We start from the raw sequence: 18,158 nt of genomic DNA, 5'->3' as shown, positions 1-18,158 counted from the left end.
TACTCGAACTGGCCCACAGTATGATGAAACCGACACGACGGGGGGTTGTCGTCTTCGCGCTCGCCGTCACCGGGGTCGTGCTTGCCCGGCTGTTCGGCCCCCGCAGTCTCGACGCTGTCGCGGTCCCCGCGGTCGTCGCGCTCGCTGCGGGCGCGCTCCAGCTCGCGCTCGCAGCCGATCCTTCGGTTCGGCGTCGCCCCCTCTCGCCGACCTTCCCTGGCGACGACCACACAGTCTCCCTCGATGTCGAGGGGGGCCACGGGGTCGTCACGCTCGACGATGCCGTCCCGGAGGGCGCAATTGCGTCTGATCCGACAGCGACGGTTCTCGCGCCGGCGACGGTGAGCTACGACGTCCGCCACGAGCACCGCGGCGAGTACGTCTTCGGTCCGACGACGGTCCGTGTCCACGACGTATTCGGGCTGTTCCAGCGGACGACCACGGCAGCGACCGAGCGAGCACACCTCGTCTACCCGCCCGTGCACGACGTTCGCGAGCGGGACGTACTCGCACGGTGGCTCGACCGGGGTCGCTCGACCGACCGCCAGACAGTCTCGAAACTCAGAGAGTACGTCCCCGGCGACTCACCCCGGGACATTCACTGGCGTGCGAGCGCCAGATGGCCGGATTCGCTGCTCGTCGCCGAGTACGACGCCGATAACGACGAGACGGCCACGATCGCCGCCAGCGCTCCAGCCGGTGCGGCTGACCCGATGGCGGCTGCGACCGCGAGTATCGCCGTCGCACTCCTCGGGGCAGGGGTGGACGTGGAGGTCACCGTCCGGGACGGCACGGCGAGCGATCGGATGGCGATCCTGTCGTTGCTGGCCCGGACCGATCACGGCCGCCCGGCCGTCGGCGACGCCGACATCACCGTCGAAGCGCACCGATCCGGCACGGTCACGGTCACCGCCGACGGCCGCGAGACGACCTTCGAGGCCATGCGGGCCAGCAGGGCGGTAGGGCTGAACTCTCTGTCCGAGCAGACCGACAAGTCCGACAGGTGGACGGAGGTGATTCGACAGTGAGCGATTCGACTGCCCGGGAGTCCGACGCGAGGCGGGGGAGTCGTCGACGCTCGACCGACCGACCGCTCCTGCCCGAGACGCTGCGTCGTCACGTCGCCGCTCCCCGGATGTCGGCACTTCGGCTTGCGTCGTTGCTCGCCGCGGGGCTGGTACTCGTGTCGGTGCTCGCGACGGTCTACCGCGTGCTGGACGTCGTCGGAGACCCGACCGACGTTCTCGGGCTGGCGGCGGTTATCATCGTCGCTGCGACGCTGGGCGCACGACTGTTCGGCGTCCGGCAGGCAGCGATCACCGCCGGCGGCCTCCTCGCTGTGGGGCTCGGGTGGTATCTCGCCGAACTCCCCACCGAGAACACGTTCGCGCTCGCGGTCCACGTCGAGTACGTCCTGGCGCTGCTATCGGGTCGATCCATTCTGGAGATCGTCAACGTCGAGCAGTGGCTCCTCGCCGTCACGCCCGCACCGGTCTTTCTCACGTGGTTTCTCGCGCTCCGTCATCGCTACGTGCTGGCGGCGGTCGCGGGCGGATCGGCGGTCGGTTTCGTCGTGCTGACCGGCGACGCGACGCTGCCGGTCGCGACGATGGGGTGCGTCGGTGCCCTCGCGTTGCTCGGGTTCGGGACGCTCGAACGGGCCGGCGGGACGATCTCGGACGCCGACGTCGTGGTGGTTGTCCTCGCGGTCGCCGTCGGAGCTTCGCTGTCGATTACGCTCGTCCCTCAGGAGGCGACGATGACTTACTCTCCGGGTGTCGGATTCGAGCGCGCGACGGAGTACGCGACCGAGGGGACGCTCGAAGCGGATCTGCTCGCGACGAACGATCGAGTCAGAATCGGTGGACGTACCGAACTCTCCGCGGAGACGCGCTGGACGGTCGAGAGCGACCGCGAGCGGTACTGGCGTGTCGGTGCGTACGACCTCTATACGGGCGAGGGCTGGATCAGACGGCCCAATTCGATCGCCGAGACGTCCGTTCGACGCGCAGCCGCGGAGACCGTCACGCAGCGATTCACGGCCGAGTCCCGTATCGCGACGGTACCGGCCGCGTGGCGTCCGATCGGCGTCGAAGGGATCGACGTGCGCACGACCGTGTTTCGCGGATTCGAGCCGATCGGATCGTTACAGCCCGGGGAATCGTACGTCGCTGAGAGTCGCGTCATCGATCCCTCCCCCAGTCAGTTGCGACGGGCTGGCGACTCCTACCCGGAGACGGTCACCTCGCGGTTCCTTCAGGTCCCGGACAGCACGCCTGATCGCGTCGCACAGGCGGCTGAGGCCGTCGCCGGTGACGCGGAAACGCCGTACGGAACTGCCGTTCGCATCGAGGGGTGGCTCAAGAACACCAAGGATTATTCGCTGTCGATCGATCGCCCGTCAGGTGACATCGCCGACTCGTTCCTCTTCGAGATGGAGGCGGGCTACTGCACGTATTTCGCGACGACGATGGTCGTGATGCTTCGCACGCAGGGCGTCCCGGCCCGCCTGGCCGTCGGGTACACGCCCGGCGAACGGGTCGGGGACGACACCTGGCGCGTCCGCGGCTACAACTCACACTCCTGGGTCGAGGTGTATTTCCCCGAAGTCGGCTGGGTGCAGTTCGACCCGACGCCGTCACAGCCGCGCGAACAGGCCGCCAGCGAACAGTTCCCTGACGTTGAGACAGCGTCCGATAGCGAGAGTGATACCGGGGAGAACTCCGAAGAAAGCGGTTCGGGGCCGACGCCGGACGCAGGTCGCGTTCCCGGCTGGGTTCCGGATCCCGACTCAGGGGGATCGGATCCGGCCGGCCAGTCAGATGCGACGGACACGCGGACGCCGATTCCGGCTGACGATTCGGGACCGACACTCCAGGATCCCGCGATCAACGCTCCGTCCGTCGACCGGCCGGATCGGCCGGGCTGGGAGCGACTCCTGCTGGGATCGATCGTCGTCGTTGGCCTGCTCGCTGGCGTCCGTCGCTCCGGTGCGTTCGGACGTCTCTACCGTGTGATCTGGTTGCGCTGGCAGCCCCGATCCGATCCGATGACCGACCTCACGCGAGCCTACGACCGGCTGGAGTATCTCTTCGAGCGCGTCCACCGCCCCCGTCGCGCTGGCGAGACGCCGCGGCAGTATTTCGAGGCGATCGAGGCAGACGAGCGCGCGATGACAGTCCGACGGCGATACGAGCAGGCCCGGTACGCCGGCGAGGTCGATCCGGCAGCAGCCGATCGCGCCGTCGCGCTCGCGGACGCAGTCGTCGCCGAACACGTCCGGTTCGTCGTGGCAGGTCCCGATAGTGTTTAATAGGTCGATTTCGTACCGGGATGTGTAATGTCGGAAGTCTGCTCGACGTGCGGGTTGCCTGAGGAGCTCTGCGTCTGTGAAGACGTCGCCAAAGAGTCCCAGGAAATCAACATCCGCATCGACGAGCGCCGTTACGGTAAAGAGGTAACGATCATCGAGGGATTCGACCCGAACGACGTCGACATGGACAGCCTGTCCTCGGATCTCAAATCCAAGTTCGCCTGTGGGGGGACTGTCGAAGACGACATGATCGAGCTCCAGGGCAATCACACCGGTCGCGTCGAGGACTTCTTGCGCGATAAAGGGTTCAACGTCGCCTGACCGACTCGATTCGGGAAACCGCACGAGTGCGGTCTTCCCGGTCTGGTGCCGTTCTCGACCATAGAATCTTGTTTCCGGAGTGCGTAGAGTTACAGATGAGCGAACAACGTTCGACCCGGCGGCGGTTCGTCGCGGGTGCGACGGCGGCGACGGCGATCGCACTGGCTGGCTGTGCGGGCGGGGACGACGACGGGGGCGTGCCCGAAGAGTACCGGACGGCGACGAGCATCGGCGGCAACGAGCGCGACCCCGACAGCCTCTCCAGCAAGAACGCCGCAGCGTACCAGGAGTCGCCGAGTGGCGATCGCCAGTGCTCGAACTGCCGGTACTTCATCGAAGACAAGAACGGCGACGGCGTCGGAGCGTGTGCGATCGTCGCCGGTGAGATCCAGCCCGACGCCTACTGCGCGCGATACGTTCGTCACGAGGGGTGATGGTTCGGACTGGTGCTCTGCGAGGGTGATGGTTCGGACTAGTGCTCGGGGGAGCGGCTCTGTTTCCTCCGCGTACCAATCTCACATCGCAGGCCGTTCATCCGTCTGTCTGCGATCGGCGCAGCTCCGAAAAGCGCACGAAGGCGGCGTGTTGACCGATCGTACCAAACCCACTATTAGTGGGTCGTCCGTATCGGGTAGTATGAGCGCGACAGCACGACAGCAGGCAAGCGGGGCCACCCAGTCCACGCTGACAGACAAACAGCGCGCGATCCTGGAATACCTCCGGGAGCACGCCGATTCCCGGACCTACTTCAAGTCGCGGCTCATCGGCGAGGAACTCGGGATGTCGGCCAAGGAGGTCGGGACGAACATGGCACCGCTTCAGGAGGGGGACTTCGACGTCGACATCGAAAAGTGGGGCTACTCCTCCTCGACGACCTGGATGGTCACGGCCTAGCACTCTGTCAACTGTCATTTCTTTCGACACATTCGCTAGGTAACTTTCACGTCCATCGGTGTCACCGAATAGTCGACAGTCGTCGTCCTCTGTGTCGCACGGACCTTGCCGACGAACGTCGAGATGTCGTCGAGACCGCCCTCCAGGATAAACAGCTCCATGCACTGGTGGTCGCCGACGTGACTGTGGAAATTCGAAACCACGAGCCGATCGTACTCGTGGCGTAGCTGCATCATCCGCTCTTCGGCGTTCGAGGTCTCGTAGTCGAACAGCACCGTCACGATCCCCAGCAGGTCCCTGTCTTCGAGTTTCTTGTCCTCGAACTCGCCCATGAGGTTCCGCGCGGCCTCACGCAAGACCTCGCTGCGACCCGTGTAACCGTGTTCGTCGGCGAACTCGTCGATCCGATCGAGTAACTCCTCCGGCATCGAGACGCTTGCGACGGTCATATACTAACCGAGCGGGTGTGAGTTAATAAACTTCAGCATTCCAGAACCGAATCGAATGCCACTCGGTCGAGCGTCGACGGGGCGACCACCTGCTCGAACGTCGCTACTCGAACCGAACGCCCAGGTCGTGCAGTCTGTCGTTGTGCTGGGCGACGTTGATCAAAAGCGGCGTGATCCCCTCGATCTCGGGCGCGTTGGCGATCCCGCCGGCATCGAGCGGTCGCAGCCCTTCGATCCCGCCGGCCAGATCAGCGACCGTCGACTTGGCGTCGGGATCGTCACCGACCAGGAGCGTGTCGATCCCGAGATCGGCGTCCAGGTTCGCCAGCCGGCCGGCCGCGAGGTTGTGGAACGCGCCGACGACAGGCACGTCTTCGGGTGCGGCGTCGGCTGCCAGTGCGGTCACGCTGCCGGCGCTGGGCGGATTGTAGTGAAAGCCGTCCGCGTCGCGTTGCATGCCGACCGCGGGACTGACGAGTACCGCGTCGTCCAGTTCGTCCGCGACCGCGTCGATCGTATCCGTAAGATGGTACGCCGGGACCGCTGCGACGACCACGTCGGCGTTGGCCGCGGCGTCGGAGTTTTTCGCTCCCTCGATAGTCACGTCCAGGCCACGGCTGTCCAGTTCCGTCTCGTACTCGTTTGCCTTCGCTCGGGCACGGTCGGCCTCGCGCGAGCCGATCACGAGCTCGTGATCGGTGTCATAGCCCCACCGCAGCGCCAGTCCCTCGCCGATGTCTCCCGTACCGCCGAGTATCGCGATTCGCATACCGGTATCTTCGCCGAGAAGTGGTTAAGCGTTCCGCGATCAGTTCGCCGGCGGCTCTTCGACGCACTCTAGCAACTCGGGCAGGTCGTTGACCGACTCGACGACAGCGCTCGCGCCGGCGCGTTCGAACTTCTCACGGCCGCTTTCGCCGCTGAGCCCGCCAGTCAGTACGCCGATTCCGTGATAGGTTCGGTCCGGGTCCGCGTCGGCGGCGTTTTGTGCCGTCCGGACGTCGTCGAGCGTATCGCCCGCGAAGGCGATCACCTCGCCGTCAAGACGTTCTGCAAGGGTCACCAGTGCGGTCGGATCGGGTTTGCCCGCTTCCCAGTCGTCCATCGTGAACCGGTGTTCCTCCGGCACGTCGAGCCCGACGCGTTCGAGCGCGATGTCGGCCTCGGCGGCTGGACGACCGGTCAAAACGCCGATCTCGAACCGCTCGGTCAGTGCCTCGCGGGTCTCCGGATCCAGCAGGACTGGCTCGTCGTGGATGTAGCCTCGGGTGTGCAGTTCTGGCGAGCCGCCTTCGAGTTCCCGGTAGAGATTTGCCCCGAGATATAGCTGCTGGAAGACGTCCCGGAGTCGGTCTCGGTCCCAGGCGTCGAGGACGCGCTCGCGCGGGGCCGGATCCAGTTCGTCGTCGACGACCGACCGGGCCGCGGCGAGGCCGCCACCCGAGGCGTCGATCCGGCTGGTGAAGGTCTCGATGCTCAGCGGGAACCCCTCGCGACCGGCCAGGACGTACAGCGCGACGGCGTCGGTCAACTCCCAGTCGTTGTTGAACCCACCGGCGTCTTTGAACTGCTGGATCGCGGGCTGGGCGATCGCCTCCCCGTAGACCCGTTCGACGCTCTCGACGATCGCACGGCGATAGGACCCGGCGACGTCCACCAGGACGCCGTCGACGTCGAGAACGAGTGTGTCTGCGTGCATGTCTGTTCACTCGGCGTCCTCGTTGATAGGGATTGCTGTCGGGAATGTGGCCTCGCGGGAGTAACATTCACTTTGCTGTCCCCCATACCGGGATACATGCACGTCGATATCGTGCCGGTCGGTGACGTGTCCGCCTCCGTCAAGCGTGAGGCGTCGGCCGGACTGCGCTCTGTCTATGACTGTGACGTGACTGTCCACGACACCCAGCCGATTCCGACGGGCGCGTACGACTCGAACCGCGAGCAGTACCGGGCCGAGGAGTTCATCGAGCTCGCCAGCGACATCGGGGAGGGGCAGAAGAACATCGCTATCACGGACAAGGACCTGTTCTACCGGCGGCGCAACTACGTCTTCGGGCTCGCCTACCTCGACGGCAACGGCTCGGTCATCTCGACGTATCGCCTGCAGACGTCTTCCGACGGCGGGCTCACGAACCGCTCGTCCGGTGAGGTCTTCGCCGAGCGCGTCCGCAAGGAGGTCGTCCACGAGATCGGCCACACGCTCGGGCTCGAACACTGTGACAACAAGCGCTGTGTCATGAGCTTCTCGCCGACCGTCCGCGAAGTTGACGTCAAGGAACAGCACCTCTGTGGCTCGTGCCAGCGCGAGGTCCTCTAGCGTCTCATCAATCACCCTGGAAATGACGACAATACCCCCTGGATCCCACGCACAAGGCCGCTGCCACCTACTTTCCTGATTGGCTCGTTTCATCCCCTGGGTGCCGGTCAAACACTCGTTCTTCGGTCCCGTTCGTTCGGTCGGCGTGCGTCTGGGTACCACCCCTGGTCTCCCGTTGGCATTCTCCCCTTTCCCTTTTTGCTGTCGTTCCGACGCAGAGAATGCCATGGCTCAATAGTTAACGATTAATAATAAATGTATCTGCGCCGGCAGTGGTTACCGGGTCGTGCACTGAACGATCCGGGATCGATCCCCCCGCACATCGATCCGTAACGAGGGGACGCCAGCCGACGGGTTCTTTCCCCGGTTGCGCGTCAGTCGATATATGTCCGACCTGCTGGCGGTCGCCGAACGAGCAGCCGACGCCGGAGCCGACCTCGCGATGGAGTACTTCCGCGGCGATGTCGCCGTCGAGACCAAGGCGACGTCGATGGATCTCGTCACCGAGGCCGACCGGCGTGCCCAGAAACGAATCGTCGAGGTCGTCCGCGAGTACGATCCGGACGCGGCCATCGTCGCCGAAGAACAGGACTTCCGAAAGACTGTCCCGGACAGCGGCGAAGCCTGGGTGATCGATCCCATCGACGGCACCACGAACTTCGTCCACGGGCTTTTGACGTGGGCACCCGCCGTGGCAGTCGTCCGGGACGGCGACCCCGTCGCCGGTGCTGTCGTCGCTCCGGCCCGGGACGAGCGGTATCTCGCCGGGCCCGAACGCGCGACCGGGGACGGCGCTTCGCTGGCCGTCAGCGACCGATCCGACCCCGACTCGTTCGTCGTCGCGCCGATCCTCCGGTACAGCGGGAGTCGGGCCGACAGGGAACGGTTCGCCGGACTGACGACCCGACTGGTGACCGAACTGGGCGACGTCCGACGGCTCGGCTCGGCGCAGGTGACGCTCGCGCTCGTCGCTGCCGGGTCGCTGGACGCGACCGTCGGCCCCTTCCCGCCGCATGCCTGGGACACTGTCGCCGGCGCGCACATGGTCGAGCGTGCCGGCGGAACCGTCACCGATCTCGCCGGCGATTCGTGGACGCCCGACAGCGACGGGATCGTCGCGACCAACGGCGGGGCGCACGACGCCATTCTCGACCGACTCGACGGGTTCGACGAGTGAGTCTCGACTGACCGATGGGTTCGACGAGTGACCGGCGGCGAGGCGCACGATGCTGTCCTCGACCGATTCGGCAGGTTCGCGACGTGGTCCTCGACCGGCTCGACGGATTCGACGAGCGCGTCTCGTCGGATCGGAGCGTTTAGCTGGCGTCCCTGAGCGCGCCGGCCAGTTCGGTTTCGTCGACGAACAGCTCGAACCGCTCGAGACCGTCGACGGCCACGACCGGCACGCGGTCGCCGTACCGCTCGCGGAGGTCGGGGTCACCATCCACGTCGACAGTCTCGATTTCGACGGTAATCTCCGCCGCGCTGGCGACCGATTCGATCGTCTCGATGGCCTCTTCGCAGAGCTCGCAGGGCTGGCGGCGATACACGGTGATCGGGACCGGATCGGTCATCGACCGTGCTTCGCGTCGTGTCCGTTTTTGCCTTCCGGCCCGTTTGGCTGTCCATGAGAAACTGGTCAGTCGACGACGTGCCGCGCCTCGACGATCATGTGATCGTCGTCACCGGGGCGAACAGCGGGCTCGGGTTCGAGGCGACGCGGGTGTTCGCACAGCGCGGGGCGACCGTCGTGATGGCCTGCCGGAGCGTCGAGCGAGGCAACGACGCCAGGCGGCGGATCGAAGCTACGGATCCGGACGGCCACCTTGACGTCCGCGAGTGTGATCTGGGCGACCGCAAGTCGATCCAGGACTTCTCCGAAGGCGTTCACGAGACCTACGACTCGCTCGACGTCCTCTGCAACAACGCCGGCGTCATGGCGATCCCACGACGCGAGACCGCGGACGGCTTCGAGGCGCAGTTCGGCGTCAACCACCTCGGACACTTCGCGCTCACGGGCCACCTGCTCGATCTCTTGCGGACGAGCAACGGCGAAGCACGCGTCGTCACACAGTCCAGTGGCATGCACGAGCGCGGGGAGATGGACTTCGACGACCTCCACGGGGAACGCAACTACGACAAGTGGGACGCCTACGGCCAGAGCAAACTCGCGAACGTCCTGTTCGCCTACGAACTCCAGCGGCGGCTCGACGCAGCGGGGATCGACGAGGTCACCAGCGTCGCCGTCCATCCCGGCTACGCGGACACGAACCTCCAGGCCCGGACGGGTCGCGAATCCGGCTCGAAACTCGTGTATGCGGCGATGAAACTCGCAAACACCGTCTTCGCGCAGTCGGCTCGAAAGGGCGCTCTCCCGATGCTCTACGCCGCCGTCGTCGACGATCTCGATGGCGGGAGCTACGTCGGACCCGGCGGTTTCCTGAACATGCGCGGCGCGCCCGACGTACAGCGGTCCAGTGACCGATCCTACGACCGGGACACCGCGACGCGACTGTGGGACGTCTCCGAAGACGCGACCGGCGTCACCTACGACCTCCCGGCGACGGCGGCTGACGGTTGAGACTGCTTAGGCCGTCTCGGCACCCGCGGTCGGCTCCGGAGGCGGCGACGTGGCCACCGGATCGAATCGGACGCTCGCCACGCCGGCGGTCCGCCCGCTCGATATCCAGTTACCGTCCCCGTCGGCCGCTGTGCCCGTCTCCGGGTCGACGAGCTGGTCGATCTCGGGATCGGTTCCGGGACCGTCCTCGGTGCCCCACCAATTGTCCGTTGCGAGCAGCGTTTGCGACCGGCTCCCGTTCCTGATTCCGTAGGTCTCGTTGCCTGCGATCTGACACGTTTCGACCACGTTTCCGTCAGCACTGACCAGCGGCTGGAGGTCCAGCCCGATCGCGTTGTTCGCGAGGATCGTCTCCGAGACCGCGAACGTCTCCGTGCTGCCGATCCGTGCGTCCGCGAGTGACAGCCCGATCCCCCCGTTGTCGGTCAGATTCGACGACGAGACGTTCGCCTCGTCGAATCGTACGAGGCGAACGCCGCTGGTCTCGTTGGCCGTACTCGCCACGCCCGACAGCGTCACGTCCGAGGCCCGGTTGCAGTCGATCCCGGCCGCACCGTTGTCGCTGGTTGTCGTTCGGTCGATGGTCACCGTGTCGACCTGGTCGATGGCGATCCCGTGGAACCCGTTGGTCCGGGTGACGGTGTTCGTGATCTCGGCGGAATCGTTCCCCTCGAGATCGATGCCGTTGCGATTCTCGTCGGCGACGACCCCCTCGATGGTTACCTCCCCGCACTGTTCGATGTCGACGCCGTAGCTCTCGTTGCCGGTAGCCGTGCTGTCGCGTACGGTCGCCACGTCGACCCGGTCCAGGTCGATCCCACGCGAGGCGTTGTTCCGGACGACTGCCCCCTCGATCCCGACCGTCGTCGTCCGATCGACGTCGATCCCCGGACCCCCGTTCGACTCGACTGTCACGTCCGTGAACGTCGCGCTCTCGCCGTTCCTGACGAGGACGCCGCCGGTGTTGCAGCCGCTTACTTCGGTCGCCTCGATCGTGACGGTGCTCGCGAACGTCCTGACTCCGAGGAACCCGTCGGTGACGACGGTGTTCCGTACCGTCGCGTCGTCGCCCCGGATACTGATCGTCCCGCGCGAGCCGGTGAAACCGGTGACGGTAACGCCGTCGATCGTCACCCCTGATGCCGACTCCGCGACGCTGATCCCCGCGGTATCGACCGTCTCGCCGGGCGAGACGGTCACCTCGCCCGTTCCGACGATCGTGAGATCCGGTTTGTCGACGCTGATCGCTTCGCGATAGCGGCCCGCCGCGATCTCGACGCGCCCGCCCGCCGCGACGGTTTCGATCGCCGCCTGGACCGAGTCGAACGATCCCCCCTCGCCGACTGTCACGCTGTCCGGGCCCGGTGTCGGTGTGCCGTTTCTGTCTCCGTTATCGGAACCACGGAACGAACAGCCGCTCAACGCCACGAGTGATCCAGCCAGGACCGTCCGGCGGGTGATTCTGTCATCCATGCGCTGATATCGTGATCAGAGGTCATAAAACATCGTCATAAGGTCTGTCAATAATATACCACCCCTCTCCCTGCTCGAACAGTCCACGCTGACCTGTATAACTATTGAGGAGAAGCACGTGGTTTCATTTACCGGACGGGGGACCTTCGAGTATCTGTCTCCGGAGATCGTATGGACTGGCACACCCGCTCGCTCGAAGCCGTCTACGAGGAACTCGACACGTCGCCGGAGGGACTCGGCCGAAGCGAAGCCGACGTGCGCCGCGACGCCGTCGGGCCGAACGAGATAACCGGCGAGGAGGGCCGCAGTCTACACCGGATCTTCCTCGCTCAGTTTTCGAGTGCACTCATCGGGGTGTTGTTCGTTGCAGCCGTCCTCTCGTTCGCTATCGGGCACGTCGTCGACGCCGTCCTCATCGGTAGCATCCTTCTGTTGAACGGGGTGTTCGGATTCGTCCAGGAGTACCGCGCCGAACGCAGCCTCGACGCGCTCCGCGAGATGGCGACGCCGTCGGTCACCGTCCGCCGCGAGGGCGTCGAGCACGACGCTGACGCGGTCGATCTCGTCCCTGGCGACGTCGTCGTTCTCGGACAGGGAGACGTCGTCCCGGCGGACTGTCGGATTCTCGAAGAGCAGAACGTCGAGGTCGACGAGGCGGCACTGACTGGTGAGAGCGTCCCCGTCGAGAAGGCCGTGGCAGTGATGGACTCCGGGACGCCGCTCGCCGAGCGCCAGAACATGCTGTACAAGGGGACGAACGTCACCCGCGGGCATGCCGTGGCCGTCGTCGTGACGACGGGGATGGAGACGGAAATGGGGAAGATAGCGACGGCTCTGGTCAGCGTCGAAGACCGCCAGACGCCACTCCAGCGAAACCTCGACCAGCTCGGTCGGCGACTCGGCCTCGGGGTCGTCGCGCTCTCGGCGCTGGTCGTCCCGCTTTTGCTCTTCTCCGGTCGGGGACTCCTCCAGGCCGGACTGACAGCTGTCTCCCTCGCTGTCGCCGCTGTGCCGGAAGGACTCCCGGCCGTCGTGACGCTGACGCTCGCACTGGGCGTTCGAAAGATGGCAGATGAGAACGCGCTTGTCCGGACGCTCCCGGCCGTCGAAGCGCTCGGCTCCGTCGACGTCGTCTGTACGGACAAGACCGGGACACTCACCGAGGGAGAGATGCGCGTTCGAACCGCGTGGGTCTACGACGAGGTGATAGATGTCGGCGGCACTGGTTTCGAGCAGACAGCGACCAACAGCAGCGAGACGGACGAACTCGTCGTGAGCGACCGTCTCGAACACCTCTTCGAAATCGGCGCGCTCTGCAACGACGCAACGCCCGAGAGCGGTGATCCGACCGAGCGCGCACTCCTGAACGCGGCTGTCGACTACGGAATCGATGTCGAGGAGCGTCGCAGTGCCCGACCGAGACGTGACGAGGTGCCGTTCTCGTCCGAGCGAAAGCGGATGGCAACTGTTCACGAGGACATCGTCTTCGTCAAGGGCGCGCCGATGGTCGTGATCGATCGCTCGACGCGCGTGCTGACAGCCGACGGTCCCCGCCCGCTCGACGAGGAGACGAGAGCGACGATCGAAGCGCAAGTTGCGGACTTCGCCGGAGACGCACTCCGGGTTCTGGGGTTCGCGTTCAAGGACTCTGGCGACGCCGGCGGTCCGGAGGAGAACCTCGTGTTCGTGGGCCTCCAGGGGCTGCTCGATCCCCCACGGGCCGAGGTCCGAGACGCCATCGCAGACACACACCGGGCGGGCATCGACGTGAAGATGATTACCGGCGACAACGCGGTGACGGCTCGTGCCATCGCGGAGCAGGTCGGTATCGAGTCGGACGTCCTCACCGGCCAGGAGATCGAGGCTCTCGACGAGGAAACGCTCCGAGAGCGCGTCGCGGACATCGACGTGTTCGCACGGGCTGAACCCAGTCACAAGGTCCGGATTCTCACCGCACTCCAGGAGAGCGGGTACGCGGTCGCGATGACCGGGGACGGCGTCAACGATGCGCCGGCTCTGAAGAACGCGGACGTCGGCATCGCGATGGGTATCCGGGGGACGGACGTCGCCAAGCAGGCCAGCGACATCGTCCTGCTCGACGACAATTACACGTCCATCAGATCCGCCATCCGTCGCGGGCGGACGATCTTCGACAACATCTGGAAGTTCGTCGCGTACCTGCTCAGCGCAAACGCCGCGGAAGTCGCCGTCGTCTTCGTCGCGTCCCTCTTCGGCTACCTCATCCTTCCGGCGGTCCAGCTGCTGTGGGTGAACCTGCTCACCGACGGTCTCCCGGCGCTCGCGCTCGGGGCAGATCCCGGCGGCGACGTGATGGACCGCCAGCCACGGGAGGAAGCGACCGGGATCATCGACAGGGGGATGCTCGGATTCATCGTCGGTGCCGGGTTGATCGCGACTGCACTCCTGCTCGGCCTGATGTTCTACACGCTCGGGGGCGCCCCCGAGGTGACGCCCTACGCCCTGACGATGGTGTTTACCGGCCTCGTCGTCTTCGAGTTCGCCAAACTGTTCGTCGTCAGGTGGACGCGGGGGACACCGGTACTGTCGAACCAGTGGCTCCTCGCGGCTGTCCTCGGGTCGCTGTCTCTCCAACTGGCCGTTCTCTACACGCCGCTGAACCGCTATTTCGGCACTGTCCCGCTGGACGTCGCCGACTGGGGCCTACTGGGCGTTGTTTTCTTGATCGGTCTCCCTGCGCTCGTACTCGTCGGCTGGGCCGTACGGCGCGCGAACGATAACGTGAACGCCGGAATTCCCTCGCTGTCAGAAGATGGGACTCAGATCCGATAGTCTCTGCGAAACCTGTGGTAGAGGGGTCGAGAACGCCGGAATACGTCGTATTCTCTCATTCTCAGAAACGAGGCTCGGAGTGGAGGACTTATATCGCTCGACGTTTCATCCACGACTACCGAAGTCCGGTATCGCGCGTGAGACACCCTCACGCCCGGGAAGGCAACGGTTTGTCTCCTCACCGACGTAGCCCGCGAGATATTCCGGGTTGGGTCGACCGGACAGGGAACTCACATGAGCAACGACGAATCAACAGGCAATCACGGGTATAACACTCCTGCGAAGGGAACGAAAGACTGGGGTCGCCTCCTCAACGAGAACTTCTCGTTGCTCGACCGCGGCGTCGAGATCAGGGACGCGGCCGCAAACCGTAACGACTACGAGCCGAAAAACGGCGCAAAGTTCCTCGCGATCGACACCAAGACGGTGTATCTCGGTGACGGCAGCGAGTGGCGGGAGTTCGCGACGTTCGGATCGGGCGGTGACGACACGGCCGGTAACGAAGTGTTCGCCTCCGAGTACGACGGCGCGACACTGGACGAGCGTATCGACGCCGCGCTCGCGGACCTCCCGAACGGACAGGGACGGGTTCGGGTCGGCCCGAACCCCGACGGGACGGTCTGGCAGTGGAGCGCGTGGACCGTCGATCCGACGGCCTACAGCGGCGTCCACATCGATATCGACCGGAACGTCCGCATCGAATACCAGGGCGACGGCGTCGCGATCACCGTCGATCCAGCGGGCGATCTCCGGTCCCAGGACACGTTCGGCCATCGGTTCACCCTCGAGGGCGGGATCTGGGAGAACACGGGGAATACGACCGGCTGGTTCCGGGGGATCGACGTCAACCGCGCGGTCGTCCACCCGGCTCACGTCAGCGGTCTGACCAACGACGCTGGCGACTGCTTCGGAATCCAGCTCCGCAACAACGCCTACTGGAGCGAAGACGTCGACGTCGACGGCAAGTACGTCGACGTCGACGTCGGTGTCGACCTCGTTCCGGCCTCGATGACTGGTGGGAGCGGAACCGACTCGTTCCACGACTGCCGGTTCTTCGGGACGTTCACCGGCGTCCAGAACTACGGCTTCCGGTGGGAGGGCGAACCCTTCGACGTGGTCTGTGGCGCGACGGTCATCCTGGCCGGCGAGGAGGCGACCGCCCACTACCTCAACGGCAACTTCCAGGACGCGGTGTTCCAGGGCAGCGACAGCGAGAGTATCAACCCGACGGACACCCAGTCGAGCTTCGAACTCGGCCCGGACTACTATCACGGTCCGCTACTGCTCAACCACACCGACCACCGTGGCGTCGACAGCGCCAGCGACATCGCCGCGCTGTTCGGGATCGAGGTCCAGGGGCAACAGCTCCGCATCAAGAACCTCAACCGTCCGGAGACGGCCTTCACGATGTATCGGGACGGGACCGTCGACTTCACCAGTAATGAATGACCACCAGCACGGGGAATCGGAACTGACGCTTCGCCGCCGCGATATGCTCGCAGGCACGGCGACTCTCGTCGCACTGGGAGCCCCGGCTGCGGCGGCAATCGACGTGTCTGACGGTTATGGCGAAGGCGGCTACGGTCAGGGAGCATACGGTGGCGACACCTCCGAGAGCGGCTACGGCGAAGGCGGCTTCGGCCAGGGCGAGTTCGGCGACTGATCGGGATCGGCGTGTCGCTGTTCCGGTGACCGAATCGACACTTCCGACCGAAAACGATGGGCTTCTGTGCAACCGCTGCGCACGATTGTTTCGCTGTACGGTATTTCTGCACTACTCTCGTGTGTCGACCGCGTCCCGGTAGATCCGTTCGACGTCGTCGACGATACACTCCCAGTCGAACCGCTGTGCAGCCGTCTGTGGCGCGGTCGCGGGACGCTCGCCGTCGAAGACGGCCGTCAGTCCGTCGGCGATTCCCTCGACCGTCGAGTCGACGAGTAGTCCCGCGTCGTCGAGAACCTCTTCGACGGCCGAATCCGGATGACGGACGGCGACGATCTGACAGTCGGCGGCCATCGCCTCCAGCAGCGCCATCCCGAACCCCTCGCGCGTCGAGGGGGAGACGAACGCGGTCGCTCCTCGCATGAGCGAGTACACGTCGGTGTCGTCGTCGATAGACCCGTAGAAGGTGATCCGGTCGCGCGAGTCGAGCGCACTCGCCTGCGCACGGAGGCGGTCGCTTTCGGGTCCGTCGCCGACGATTCCGAGTCGGATGTCTCGGTCGGCCGCGACGCGGTCGAACGCCGAAAGCAGCTGATCGACGCGCTTGCTCTCGACGAGCCGGCCGACGAACAGCACGTCGGGCGCGTCCGGATCAGGCTCGACCGCGGCGATCCGGTCGGTCTCGATCCCGTTGTACACCGTCGTGATGCGTTCGCCCGGCACGCCGATCGCACCGAGCCGGTCGGCCGTCAGCCGCGAGACGGCCACCGCCCGCCGGGAGAGCCGCGCGGCCAGCCGTTCGACGACGATCCCCCCGACGCCCAGCGCGCCGAGATACTCCAGCCAGTAGCGGTTCCACACCTCGTGCCAGGTCGTCACCAGCGCGGCGCCCGACCGCACGGCGGCGGCCGCCGCGGGAAAGACCGGAAAGTACGGGAACGCCGACACGTCGATCACGTCGTGCTCGCTGGTCAGCAGCGGCCGGGCGAGCCGCAGCGAGAACTCGACGGCCTCGCCGATCGACCGCCGCTCGCCGGCGTACAGCTCGCGCTGGGGCGCCACCGCGCGCAACGTCATGCCCTCCTGCTCGTACTCGTCGCCGCCCTCCCAGTAGCGTCGCGTGTAGAGCGTCACGTCGTGACCGCGGTCGGCGAGGCGGCGACCGATCTCGTAGAACCGTCGCTCGGCGCCGCCCTTGACGAACGGATAGGCGACGTTGGAGACGAACGCGACGTCCAGATCACCGCTCATCGATCCGGATCTCACCGTTCGTAGAGGAGCCGTTCCAGGTTCTCGCGGACCGTCTCGCGGTCGTTGTGCTCGGTGTAGTAGTCGATGGTTCGGGCCAGCCCTTCTTCGAGCGTGTACCGCGGTTCCCAGTCCAGCACCTCCTTCGCGCGGGTGGTGTCGGCTGCGCGGTGGCGGACGCCGACCGGCTTGTCCGGGCTGTACTCAATCTCCTCGGGGTGCCAGTCCATGTACTCGAAGATGGCCTCGGCACACTGGTTCAGCGAGATGTGATCGGGGATGCCGGCGTTGACTGCGCTGCCGTCGGTGATGTGCGTCGACGCCAGCCGGAGCGCACGCGTGATGTCGCTGACGTACGTGAAATTGCGCGTCTGCTCGCCGTCACCCCAGATGGTGAAGGGGTCCTGTCCGGCGAAGGCTTTCGCGATCAGCGCGACGACGGCGTGTGTCTCGTTCTCTCTGGGGCCGTAGGCGGTGAAAATGCGGACCGAACTCGCGTCGACGCCGTACTGTTCGTGGTAGGATCGCAGCGAGAGTTCGCCCATCAGCTTCGCCCAGCCGTAGGTCTCGTCGGCGAAGGCACCGCCGCGCTCCTCGAAGGTGATCATGTCCTCCCGGAGCGGGACCTGCTGCTTCTGGATGTCCGTCGGATACGTACACGCGCTGGAGGCGAACGTGATCCGGTCGACGCCGTTCTCGACGGCCGTCTCGAAGACGATGTTGTCCAGCGCCATGTTCGAGGCGCAACTCGCCGGGTGGGTCGCAATGTACCCTCGACCGCCGTGGTCGGCCGCGAGGTGGAACACCGTTTCGATGCCCTCGCTGGCTTCGCTGGCGACGTCCCAGTGTTTGAGGTCGCCGACCAGCAGTTCGATGTCGTCTTCGACCGCCGCGAGGTTCTCCCTGCGGCCGCTGGAGAAGTCGTCGGCGACGCGGACGTTCGCGCCGCGCTCGACGAGTTCCTCGACGAGGTGCGACCCGATGAACGAGGCACCCCCCGTGACGAGAACGTTCTCGCCGGTCCAGTCGCGGTCGTCTCTCTGTGCCGTGTCAGTTTGTGTCATATATTATCATCTGTATTTTCGCGA

18 protein-coding genes are annotated in these 18,158 nt (G+C 65.6%); 11 read left to right on the top strand and 7 right to left on the bottom strand.

Translation table 11 applies throughout. From position 1 onward, the window contains the following. Positions 1–23: 23 nt before the first annotated feature. The 5 genes from OB916_RS09160 to OB916_RS09140 all read left to right on the top strand — a co-directional run bounded on the left by OB916_RS09160 (position 24) and on the right by OB916_RS09140 (position 4,528). The gene (locus OB916_RS09160; RefSeq protein WP_315908990.1) at positions 24–1,028 is read left to right on the top strand and encodes a DUF58 domain-containing protein; all 1,005 of its coding nucleotides are present in this window, start codon (positions 24–26) and stop codon (positions 1,026–1,028) included. After that, positions 1,025–3,313, top strand: a complete 2,289-nt coding sequence (locus OB916_RS09155; RefSeq protein ID WP_315908989.1) for a transglutaminase domain-containing protein — start codon at positions 1,025–1,027, stop codon at positions 3,311–3,313. Before OB916_RS09160 ends, OB916_RS09155 begins: the two co-directional genes overlap by 4 nt. Before the next feature lie 27 nt (positions 3,314–3,340). Continuing rightward, the gene (yciH, locus tag OB916_RS09150) at positions 3,341–3,634 is read left to right on the top strand and encodes a stress response translation initiation inhibitor YciH (protein WP_229122039.1); all 294 of its coding nucleotides are present in this window, start codon (positions 3,341–3,343) and stop codon (positions 3,632–3,634) included. A gap of 95 nt (positions 3,635–3,729) precedes the next feature. After that, entirely contained in the window at positions 3,730–4,068 is a 339-nt protein-coding gene (locus OB916_RS09145) for a high-potential iron-sulfur protein (RefSeq protein ID WP_315908988.1), read from the top strand. A 202-nt stretch (positions 4,069–4,270) separates the two neighbouring features. Next, a complete protein-coding gene (locus tag OB916_RS09140; RefSeq protein ID WP_315908987.1) occupies positions 4,271–4,528 on the top strand; it encodes a DUF7123 family protein in 258 nt (85 codons plus the stop codon). Positions 4,529–4,563: 35 nt separating this feature from the next. Here OB916_RS09140 and OB916_RS09135 read toward each other — a convergent pair whose 3' ends face one another. The 3 genes from OB916_RS09135 to OB916_RS09125 form a co-directional block, all read right to left on the bottom strand. Beyond that, positions 4,564–4,977: a CopG family ribbon-helix-helix protein gene (locus OB916_RS09135; RefSeq protein WP_315908986.1), complete on the bottom strand. Its 414-nt coding sequence runs from the start codon at positions 4,975–4,977 to the stop codon at positions 4,564–4,566. A 103-nt stretch (positions 4,978–5,080) separates the two neighbouring features. Next, positions 5,081–5,746 carry an NADPH-dependent F420 reductase gene (gene npdG / locus OB916_RS09130; protein ID WP_315908985.1) on the bottom strand — a complete coding sequence of 222 codons (666 nt, stop codon included), beginning with the start codon at positions 5,744–5,746 and terminating at the stop codon, positions 5,081–5,083. A gap of 39 nt (positions 5,747–5,785) precedes the next feature. Next, positions 5,786–6,676: a TIGR01548 family HAD-type hydrolase gene (locus tag OB916_RS09125; RefSeq protein ID WP_315908984.1), complete on the bottom strand. Its 891-nt coding sequence runs from the start codon at positions 6,674–6,676 to the stop codon at positions 5,786–5,788. Between the two features lie 96 nt (positions 6,677–6,772). Here OB916_RS09125 and OB916_RS09120 point away from each other — a divergent pair, with 96 nt between their 5' ends. After that, on the top strand, positions 6,773–7,294 hold the full coding sequence (locus tag OB916_RS09120) for an archaemetzincin family Zn-dependent metalloprotease (RefSeq protein WP_315908983.1): 522 nt from the start codon (positions 6,773–6,775) through the stop codon (positions 7,292–7,294). A 385-nt stretch (positions 7,295–7,679) separates the two neighbouring features. After that, positions 7,680–8,471, top strand: a complete 792-nt coding sequence (locus OB916_RS09115; RefSeq protein WP_315908982.1) for an inositol monophosphatase family protein — start codon at positions 7,680–7,682, stop codon at positions 8,469–8,471. 139 nt (positions 8,472–8,610) lie between these two features. Here the strand turns inward: OB916_RS09115 and OB916_RS09110 are convergent, their stop codons facing one another. Then, on the bottom strand, positions 8,611–8,868 hold the full coding sequence (locus OB916_RS09110) for a glutaredoxin family protein (RefSeq protein ID WP_315908981.1): 258 nt from the start codon (positions 8,866–8,868) through the stop codon (positions 8,611–8,613). Positions 8,869–8,921: 53 nt separating this feature from the next. Here OB916_RS09110 and OB916_RS09105 point away from each other — a divergent pair, with 53 nt between their 5' ends. After that, positions 8,922–9,875: an oxidoreductase gene (locus tag OB916_RS09105; protein ID WP_315908980.1), complete on the top strand. Its 954-nt coding sequence runs from the start codon at positions 8,922–8,924 to the stop codon at positions 9,873–9,875. Between the two features lie 6 nt (positions 9,876–9,881). Here OB916_RS09105 and OB916_RS09100 read toward each other — a convergent pair whose 3' ends face one another. Beyond that, positions 9,882–11,348, bottom strand: a complete 1,467-nt coding sequence (locus OB916_RS09100) for a right-handed parallel beta-helix repeat-containing protein (RefSeq protein ID WP_315908979.1) — start codon at positions 11,346–11,348, stop codon at positions 9,882–9,884. A gap of 171 nt (positions 11,349–11,519) precedes the next feature. Here OB916_RS09100 and OB916_RS09095 point away from each other — a divergent pair, with 171 nt between their 5' ends. The 3 genes from OB916_RS09095 (at position 11,520) to OB916_RS09085 (ending at position 15,822) form a co-directional block, all read left to right on the top strand. Further along, the gene (locus OB916_RS09095; RefSeq protein ID WP_315908978.1) at positions 11,520–14,159 is read left to right on the top strand and encodes a cation-translocating P-type ATPase; all 2,640 of its coding nucleotides are present in this window, start codon (positions 11,520–11,522) and stop codon (positions 14,157–14,159) included. A 234-nt stretch (positions 14,160–14,393) separates the two neighbouring features. Then, positions 14,394–15,608, top strand: a complete 1,215-nt coding sequence (locus tag OB916_RS09090; RefSeq protein WP_315908977.1) for a hypothetical protein — start codon at positions 14,394–14,396, stop codon at positions 15,606–15,608. Further along, positions 15,601–15,822 (top strand): hypothetical protein, encoded by a 222-nt coding sequence (locus OB916_RS09085; protein ID WP_315908976.1) that lies wholly within the window; start codon positions 15,601–15,603, stop codon positions 15,820–15,822. The genes OB916_RS09090 and OB916_RS09085 overlap by 8 nt, the downstream gene beginning before the upstream one ends. A 111-nt stretch (positions 15,823–15,933) precedes the next feature. Here OB916_RS09085 and OB916_RS09080 read toward each other — a convergent pair whose 3' ends face one another. Both OB916_RS09080 and OB916_RS09075 read right to left on the bottom strand, forming a co-directional pair. Continuing rightward, positions 15,934–17,073 (bottom strand): glycosyltransferase family 4 protein, encoded by a 1,140-nt coding sequence (locus tag OB916_RS09080; RefSeq protein WP_315908975.1) that lies wholly within the window; start codon positions 17,071–17,073, stop codon positions 15,934–15,936. An 11-nt stretch (positions 17,074–17,084) separates the two neighbouring features. Continuing rightward, positions 17,085–18,134, bottom strand: coding sequence for an NAD-dependent epimerase/dehydratase family protein (locus OB916_RS09075; protein WP_315908974.1), 1,050 nt, complete (start codon positions 18,132–18,134; stop codon positions 17,085–17,087). Between the last annotated feature and the right edge of the window lie 24 nt (positions 18,135–18,158).

The sequence above is a fragment of the Halapricum hydrolyticum genome (assembly GCF_025517535.1).
GTDB classification, from domain to species: domain Archaea; phylum Halobacteriota; class Halobacteria; order Halobacteriales; family Haloarculaceae; genus Halapricum; species Halapricum hydrolyticum.
Note: the sequence above shows the minus strand (reverse complement) of the source record. Positions and strands in the feature narration are given on the sequence as shown.

What these genes read in the sequence shown, in the direction of transcription:
- OB916_RS09160 (WP_315908990.1), top strand. Translation starts at nt 24, where the DNA reads ATGAAACCGACACGACGGGGGGTTGTCGTCTTCGCGCTCGCCGTCACC.
- yciH (WP_229122039.1), top strand. Translation starts at nt 3,341, where the DNA reads ATGTCGGAAGTCTGCTCGACGTGCGGGTTGCCTGAGGAGCTCTGCGTC.
- OB916_RS09145 (WP_315908988.1), top strand. Translation starts at nt 3,730, where the DNA reads ATGAGCGAACAACGTTCGACCCGGCGGCGGTTCGTCGCGGGTGCGACG.
- OB916_RS09140 (WP_315908987.1), top strand. Translation starts at nt 4,271, where the DNA reads ATGAGCGCGACAGCACGACAGCAGGCAAGCGGGGCCACCCAGTCCACG.
- OB916_RS09135 (WP_315908986.1), bottom strand. Translation starts at nt 4,977, where the DNA reads ATGACCGTCGCAAGCGTCTCGATGCCGGAGGAGTTACTCGATCGGATC.
- npdG (WP_315908985.1), bottom strand. Translation starts at nt 5,746, where the DNA reads ATGCGAATCGCGATACTCGGCGGTACGGGAGACATCGGCGAGGGACTG.
- OB916_RS09125 (WP_315908984.1), bottom strand. Translation starts at nt 6,676, where the DNA reads ATGCACGCAGACACACTCGTTCTCGACGTCGACGGCGTCCTGGTGGAC.
- OB916_RS09120 (WP_315908983.1), top strand. Translation starts at nt 6,773, where the DNA reads ATGCACGTCGATATCGTGCCGGTCGGTGACGTGTCCGCCTCCGTCAAG.
- OB916_RS09115 (WP_315908982.1), top strand. Translation starts at nt 7,680, where the DNA reads ATGTCCGACCTGCTGGCGGTCGCCGAACGAGCAGCCGACGCCGGAGCC.
- OB916_RS09110 (WP_315908981.1), bottom strand. Translation starts at nt 8,868, where the DNA reads ATGACCGATCCGGTCCCGATCACCGTGTATCGCCGCCAGCCCTGCGAG.
- OB916_RS09105 (WP_315908980.1), top strand. Translation starts at nt 8,922, where the DNA reads ATGAGAAACTGGTCAGTCGACGACGTGCCGCGCCTCGACGATCATGTG.
- OB916_RS09100 (WP_315908979.1), bottom strand. Translation starts at nt 11,348, where the DNA reads ATGGATGACAGAATCACCCGCCGGACGGTCCTGGCTGGATCACTCGTG.
- OB916_RS09095 (WP_315908978.1), top strand. Translation starts at nt 11,520, where the DNA reads ATGGACTGGCACACCCGCTCGCTCGAAGCCGTCTACGAGGAACTCGAC.
- OB916_RS09090 (WP_315908977.1), top strand. Translation starts at nt 14,394, where the DNA reads ATGAGCAACGACGAATCAACAGGCAATCACGGGTATAACACTCCTGCG.
- OB916_RS09085 (WP_315908976.1), top strand. Translation starts at nt 15,601, where the DNA reads ATGAATGACCACCAGCACGGGGAATCGGAACTGACGCTTCGCCGCCGC.
- OB916_RS09080 (WP_315908975.1), bottom strand. Translation starts at nt 17,073, where the DNA reads ATGAGCGGTGATCTGGACGTCGCGTTCGTCTCCAACGTCGCCTATCCG.
- OB916_RS09075 (WP_315908974.1), bottom strand. Translation starts at nt 18,134, where the DNA reads ATGACACAAACTGACACGGCACAGAGAGACGACCGCGACTGGACCGGC.